6 protein-coding genes and 1 pseudogene are annotated in these 7,103 nt (G+C 60.7%); 3 read left to right on the top strand and 4 right to left on the bottom strand.

Annotated features, from left to right (window positions below; translation table 11 throughout):
• Positions 1–30: 30 nt before the first annotated feature.
• The 3 genes from JWR14_RS31960 to flhA all read left to right on the top strand — a co-directional run bounded on the left by JWR14_RS31960 (position 31) and on the right by flhA (position 4,064).
• The gene (locus tag JWR14_RS31960; protein ID WP_299717395.1) at positions 31–474 is read left to right on the top strand and encodes a flagella synthesis protein FlgN; all 444 of its coding nucleotides are present in this window, start codon (positions 31–33) and stop codon (positions 472–474) included.
• Between the two features lie 261 nt (positions 475–735).
• Positions 736–1,965 (top strand): flagellar biosynthesis protein FlhB, encoded by a 1,230-nt coding sequence (flhB, locus tag JWR14_RS31955; protein ID WP_299717393.1) that lies wholly within the window; start codon positions 736–738, stop codon positions 1,963–1,965.
• A complete protein-coding gene (flhA, locus tag JWR14_RS31950; protein WP_299717391.1) occupies positions 1,962–4,064 on the top strand; it encodes a flagellar biosynthesis protein FlhA in 2,103 nt (700 codons plus the stop codon). The genes flhB and flhA overlap by 4 nt, the downstream gene beginning before the upstream one ends.
• Positions 4,065–4,109: 45 nt before the next feature.
• On the opposite strand, the gene JWR14_RS31945 is transcribed toward flhA, so the two are convergent.
• The 4 genes and pseudogenes from JWR14_RS31945 to JWR14_RS31930 form a co-directional block, all read right to left on the bottom strand.
• A complete protein-coding gene (locus tag JWR14_RS31945; RefSeq protein ID WP_299717389.1) occupies positions 4,110–5,351 on the bottom strand; it encodes a cytosine permease in 1,242 nt (413 codons plus the stop codon).
• 27 nt (positions 5,352–5,378) lie between these two features.
• Positions 5,379–5,771, bottom strand: coding sequence for a glutamyl-tRNA amidotransferase (locus JWR14_RS31940; RefSeq protein WP_299717387.1), 393 nt, complete (start codon positions 5,769–5,771; stop codon positions 5,379–5,381).
• A 65-nt stretch (positions 5,772–5,836) separates the two neighbouring features.
• On the bottom strand, positions 5,837–6,796 hold the full coding sequence (gene arcC, locus JWR14_RS31935; RefSeq protein ID WP_299717385.1) for a carbamate kinase: 960 nt from the start codon (positions 6,794–6,796) through the stop codon (positions 5,837–5,839).
• Between the two features lie 19 nt (positions 6,797–6,815).
• Positions 6,816–7,103 (bottom strand): annotated as a pseudogene (locus JWR14_RS31930) (hypothetical protein); the annotation flags it as partial.

Genomic DNA, 7,103 nt, shown 5'->3' with positions numbered 1-7,103 from the left:
ATGCGGGCCGGAGTTTTTAGCGAGTCGCCCATGAAAGACGCCCTGCTTGCCACTGTTATCGACGAAACCGCTGCCGTTCAGGCGTTCGAGTCGCTGCTGGTCCACGAAGAGAAAGCGCTGATTGCGGCTTCGCCGCTTGATACGCTGCCTTCGATCATCGAACAAAAAACTGCGTTGACCGAGCAGCTTGCCGCACTGGAACGCCAGCGCGACGAGCAACTTGACGCGCTTGGGCTGCCGAAGGGTTTTATCGGCATGGAACAAGCCGTTACCGGCGACGACGCGCTGGCCTCGCACTGGCAGGAATTGCTCGCCGCGGCAGGACGTGCGCGGCGCGGCAACAACAGCATTGGCGTGCTGATCCGCTCGCGCATGGAATACAACCGCAATGCGCTCGCCGCGCTGACCATGGCGCCGCCGAAGTCATCGTTCTACGGTCCCGATGGCCGCGTGCCGGGGATCTACGGGGTTTAAAACGGTTTTGCGTTCAAAGGCGGACCGCTTCAAAACACTTCGCTACGCGCTGTGTCCCACCTCGGGACCGGCGCGTTTTTCATTTTCGCCTGGCCGCCCGTGCCTGGCCGTCTGTCTTTCGCACCCGTTCCATCGCCCGAATTACCCCCGTTTCTCCGCCCTGATCAAGCGATGGCCGCGTGCTGCTTTTCGCAATAATCGCTCCACTGGATCAATGCGCCAGGCTTTCACGGAAGCCCGGCAGGACTGGAGCACAGCGAAGTGGCAGAAGAGAGCGACGTCGAAAAGACCGAATCAGCCACTCCCAAACGCCTGGAAAAGGCGCGGGAGGAAGGTCAGGTCGCGCGCTCGCGGGAACTTACGTCGTTCGCCCTGCTTGCCGCAGGATTCGTCGGCATCTGGGGATTCTCCGGTCCCGTCAGCCAGCATATGCAGGCCATCTTGCGCGGCGCGTTCACGTTCAATCACAACACCGTCCTCGATACCAATCAGATGCTGATCGGCGCGTCCGCCGCCGGCCGCGAAGGTTTCATGGCTTTATGGCCGGTGCTCGCGCTGACGGGCCTGGCCGCAGCCGGCTCGCCCCTGGCGCTCGGTGGCTGGCTGCTCAGCACCCAGGTCTTGTCGCCGAAATTCAGCCGCCTGAACCCCATCAGCGGGCTCGGCAAGATCTTCTCGATTCAAGGGCCGATTGCGCTCGGCATGTCGATCCTGAAGACCCTGGTGGTCGGCGGACTGGCCGGCTGGGCGATGTGGATCCGCAAGGACCAGGTGCTGGGCCTCGTCACGAAACCACTGAGCCTCGCACTCGCCGACGCCATGCACTTGCTCGTGGTGTGCTGCGGCACGGCGATAGCGGGGCTGTTCCTCGTCGCCGCAGTCGATGTCCCCTACCAGCTCTTTTCGCACGCCAAGAAGCTGCGCATGAGCAAGGAAGAAGTGAAGCGCGAGCATCGTGAAAGCGATGGCGATCCGGCCGTGAAGGCGCGCATTCGTGCGCAGCAACGTGCCGCTGCCCGCCGCCGGATGATGACCTCTGTCCCTACCGCCGACGTAATCGTCACCAACCCGACCCACTTCGCCGTTGCGCTGAAATATGCCGATGGCGAAATGCGCGCGCCGAGGGTCGTCGCGAAGGGCGTGAACCTCGTGGCCGCGCGTATCCGCGAACTGGCGCTCGAACATAACGTGCCGCTGCTTGAAGCACCGCCGCTTGCACGGGCGCTGTATCACAACGTCGAGATCGACCGCGAGATTCCGGGCGCGCTGTACGGCGCCGTCGCGCAGGTGCTGGCGTGGGTGTACCAGTTGCGCAAATTCAAGAAAGACGGCGGCAGCCGGCCGGACGAACCCGAGAATCTCGACGTTCCTCCCGAACTCGATAAAGGCAGCGTCCCCGAATCAGAAGCCGACCAGGAAGCCGCCGAAGCGCTGGCTCCGGACTCAGCCGGTGATGATGAAAATGACCCGATCAAAGGAAACAACGCATGAACGCGCGCGCCGGATTTTTCTCGAAGCGCCCCGACGCATTGGGATCGCAGAATTTGCGGGCCCTCGCAGGGCCGGTACTGATCTGCATGATCCTCGGCATGATGATCTTGCCGCTGCCGGCCTTTTTGCTCGACTTGCTGTTCACGTTCAACATCGCGCTGTCCGTGATGGTGCTGCTCGTCAGCATGTACACGCAGAAGCCGCTCGACTTCGCTGCGTTCCCCAGCGTGCTGCTGTTCTCCACGCTGCTGCGTTTGTCGCTGAACGTGGCGTCCACGCGGATCGTCTTGCTCGAAGGCCACACCGGTCCCGATGCCGCCGGCCAGGTGATCGAATCATTCGGCCACTTCCTGGTGGGAGGGAATTTCGCGGTCGGCATTGTGGTGTTCGTGATCCTGATGATCATCAACTTCATGGTGATTACCAAGGGCGCGGGGCGGATTGCCGAAGTGGGCGCACGCTTCACGCTCGACGCGATGCCGGGCAAGCAGATGGCTATCGATGCCGACTTGAACGCTGGCCTCATCAACGAAGACCAGGCGCGCAAGCGCCGCTTGCAGGTCGCGCAGGAAGCCGAGTTCTACGGCTCCATGGACGGTGCAAGCAAGTTCGTGCGCGGCGATGCGATTGCCGGCTTGATGATCATGATCATCAACATTGTGGGCGGCTTGATTGTCGGGATGCTCCAGCACGACATGGACTTCGCGCACGCGGCCACGAACTACACGCTGCTGACGATTGGCGATGGCCTTGTCGCGCAGATCCCCTCGCTGATCATTTCGACGGCAGCGGGCGTGATCGTGTCGCGCGTGGCGACTGAAGAAGATATCGGCACGCAGTTGACGGGGCAGCTTTTCAATAACCCGCGCGTGTTGATGATTACGGGCGTGATCATCGGGATCATGGGGTTGATTCCGGGCATGCCGCACTTCGCGTTCTTGCTGCTGGGCGGTGGTCTGATCTATGCCGCGCGTTCCATGAACCAGCGCATCCTGGCGAAGAAGAAAGCGTCACTGGTAACAGACGTCGTGCCTGCCGCCGCTGCACCGCTCGAAAACACGGAAGCGAGCTGGGACGATGTCGCGATGATCGATCCGCTCGGGCTGGAAGTGGGGTATCGGCTGATACCGCTGGTCGACCGGAATGCGGACGGCGAGTTGTTGAAACGGATCAAGGGTATCCGGAAGAAATTTGCGCAGGAAATTGGCTTCCTGCCGCCGGTGATCCATATCCGTGACAACCTGGAGTTGCGTCCGAATGGTTATCGGATTGCGTTGAAGGGCGTGGAAGTGGGCGTAGGGGAAGCGTTCCCTGGCCAGTGGCTTGCGATCAACCCGGGACAAGTCTCGGCGACGCTGCCGGGAAATCCGACGCAAGATCCGGCGTTTGGTTTGCCGGCCGTGTGGATTGATACAAGCTTGCGCGAACAGGCACAGGTCTACGGCTACACCGTAGTCGATGCCAGCACGGTCGTGGCGACTCACCTAAACCATCTGGTCGTGACGCACGCGGCCGAGTTGCTGGGCCGTCAGGAAGTGCAGGCGTTGCTCGAACGCGTTGGCAAGGACACGCCTTCGTTGACCGACGATCTGGTGCCGAAGACGCTGGCGCTGACCACCTTGCAGAAGGTGCTGCAGAACTTGCTGGACGAAGGCGTTCCTATCCGCGATATGCGCACGATCCTGGACGCACTGCAGGAACACGCGCCGAAGATATCGGATGCGTACGACCTGACCGCAGCGGTGCGTCTTGCGCTGGGCCGCGCGATCACGCAGCAGTGGTATCCGGGCAGTGGCGAGTTGCAGGTGATGGGACTGGACCCGGCGCTGGAACGCGTGTTGTCGCAGGCGCTGCAGACAGGCGCGAATCCCGGACTGGAGCCGGGCTTGGCGCAGACGTTGTTGAACTCAACACAAAACGCGATTCTGCGTCAGCAGAACATGGGATTGCCACCGGTACTTCTGGTGCAGCATTCGTTACGCGCCATGCTCGCTCGTTTCCTGCGGAGGAGCTTGCCGCAGTTGAAGGTGCTGTCGTATGCGGAAGTGCCGGATACGCGGAACATCAAGGTGATGAATTTGATTGGCGCGCAGGGTTAAAAACGTCCGCCACAGCGCGTGGCGGACAGATTTCAATTCGACGTTCTAGAACCGCGAGACTACGCTACGCAAGCGCGTGATCCGGCTGAAAATTGCGTAACACGCGCACGCGACAACAATCGAATCGAGCGACGGGATGCCCGTGACGGAGAACACGCCCTTCACCGTCATGAACCCGACCAGCGATCCAATGATCCACGCAACGAAGGTCAGCACCTTCACTTGAGGATCGGATGCGAGCACGCGCTCGTCATACCCGCCTCGCCGATAAAGCAGAAAGTCTGCAATATAAATCCCAGCCACCGGCGGCGTCGCGATCCCCAGAAAAAGCAGGAACGGGATGAACCACGCCATGATGTCCATGCTGCCGACAATCACCGCGAGCACGCCAAGCGCGACCGTAATCTGCCACTTGGGAAATCGCGTGAACAACGTGGAAACAACCAGCGTGCCTTGAAACATGTTCCCGGCATTCCCCGTGACGGTCGCAAAAATGAGCAGCAAAGCGGCCGGCAGCACAGCCCCGAACATGGCCATCGCGCCGAGCAGCGACCCTTTGCCCGAGATCCCGCTCGGCGTTGCACCCGCCCAATACAACAACGGATAAGCGATCAGGAACGTCAGCACCGCGCCAATCACCGCGTGCTTGCGGTCGTGAACGAAACTGCCGAAATCGGGCAGCGTAGCCACCAGCACGATAATCGTCCCGACAACAGTGGAAACGGCCACACCGGTATTCATATCGGTGAAGCCGGCTGGCACCGGGACCATTCCGTGAGCCGCAACATACACGCAATAACAGAGCATCAACGCGATAACCGGGACGGCAAACTGCGCCACCTTCCCGAGTAGTTCGAAACCAAACGCCGTAGCAATCACAAAGATCACGCAACCCATGGCAACCAGTACAGGCACCGGTATTTCGAGTCCCTGTTGCGCCAGCAGATCGGGAACTGAATGCCCGAACATATTGGCGGTCACGGCAAGCCAGCCGAACAAACTGACCGCGAGCAGGACGTTGATTGCGATCGCCCCTTTCTCGCCGAACGGATATTTAACGATGCCGTACGTCGGCAGCCGCGCCTTCTCGCCGACGCAAATGGTGATCGCAGAAAGGACGGTCAGGATGATGCCGCCCATAACCACCACTTTGATCAAAGCCAGACTCGATAACTGACTCCCCAGACTGGAGGAGGAGAGTAAAACCGGCGTAACGGCAATGCCGAGCAAAATCATGGCAATGCGATATCCGGGCGCCGTGTTGGGGCCTTCGTCAGTGTCGCGCATACAAATGTTCCCTGAAGTTTCGCGCTGTCACGCGGAATAGAAATGACCGGTATAAGCGCGCCAGCTTCCGTGCGCGGTGATGTCCTTCTGGTTCTCAACCAGCCAGGGTTCGGCCAGCACGCCCAACACCTGATTGCCGTCGTGAAGCGTCACCTTGCCGATCGCGAGACCCGCTGGTTCGCTCAGCAACAATGCGGCGAACGACGCGAGCGGCAATTCCCAGATCTCGAGCGCGACCGACGTTCCACCCGTTGCCACGCGGATCATTCCCGGATGGCGATCGCCAATGCTCCAGAGCCTGTAATGGGGATCGGTGTGGTCTTCACGCAGGAACACGCCGCCCGCCGCCGTCATGTTGCCGTTCAGTTCGAGCCCACGCATGAGCGTGCCATTGACGGCCAGCAACGTAGTCTTGTCCATTTTTTCTGCCTTCGTTCTTGAATTAAAATTGGTATTGCTAAATAAAATTCACACGACCAGAACCACTATTGCGTGATCCATGTCCCTGTCTTGCGATCGAGTGCGCGCTTGATCGATTCCGGGCTTGTAATCAAGCCTTTGCCGTGTCCCCCATGCGCCCGGCTATGAGTGACGAATCGCATGATGGCTTCCACTTTTGGCAGCATGCTGCCCGCGCCGAACTGATTCTGCGAGATCAGTTCCTGCGCTTCGGCCAGGCTCAGCGTGTCAAGCCAGCGCTGATCCGGCTTGCCGAAATTGATCGCCACCTGTTCCACGCCAGTAGGAATCAGCAAGAGATCGGCGCCCAGTTGCTCGGCGAGAAGCGCCGAAGCCAGGTCTTTATCGATGACCGCTTCCACGCCGAAAATCTGCTGATGCTCATCGACCAGAACCGGGATGCCGCCGCCACCGCACGCGATCACCACGCACCCTTGTGTGAGCAACGTCGCGATCACTTCGCGCTCCAGGATCTCCAACGGCTGAGGCGACGCCACCGTCCGGCGCCAGCCCCGGCCGGCGTCTTCCATCACCGTCCATCCGAGCGAGCTTTCACGTTGCCGCGCGGTGGCTTCATCGAAAAAAGCGCCTATCGGCTTGCCGGGTTTGAGGAACGCCGGATCGTCGCGGCTGACACGGGTCTGGGTCACAACCGTGACCACGTGCCGATGAATCCCCCGGCGCCGCAGCGCGTTGCTCAACGCCTTTTGAAACATATAGCCAATCGCGCCCTGCGTATCCCCGACCGCGTAGTCCAGCGGAACCGGACGGACTTCATCGGCGGCGAGTTCTGAGCGGCGCAGGATAAAACCGACTTGCGGTCCGTTGCCGTGCGTCAGCACCAGATCCCATCCGGCCTCGATCATGTCGGCAATGTGCCGCGCACTTTCGACGACCGCGTCGTATTGATCAGGAATGCTATCGTGTTGATCGTCGCGGATCAGCGCGTTGCCGCCGACTGCGACAATTGCCAAAGGCTTGCTCATGATGCGTGTCCCGTGTGGTTTAAACGTGTTCGGCGAGCGCGCGAATCGCTTCGATGAAACCCGGCATCGGCGCCGTGGTAATGCCCGCCCCGATCTGCCCGACGCCCGCTTCCTTGTGCGCAATCCCTGTATTGATGATCGGCAGGATGCCGCGATCGACCACCTTGCGAGCATCAATACCTGCGGCGGTCGGCGCGAAATTCAGCGCGGGAAGCGTGAACGCGGGATTGCCGCCCAGCGTGATGGCCTGCATGCGGCGGCTGTTGCTGGTGGCGTCCGCTGGCGTGCCGCCCACGAACTTGACAAT

This window comes from Caballeronia sp. (assembly GCF_028292365.1).
Classification (GTDB): Bacteria; Pseudomonadota; Gammaproteobacteria; order Burkholderiales; family Burkholderiaceae; genus Caballeronia.
The sequence above is the reverse complement of the archived record's forward strand: the minus strand, read 5'-3'. Positions and strand labels throughout refer to the sequence as shown.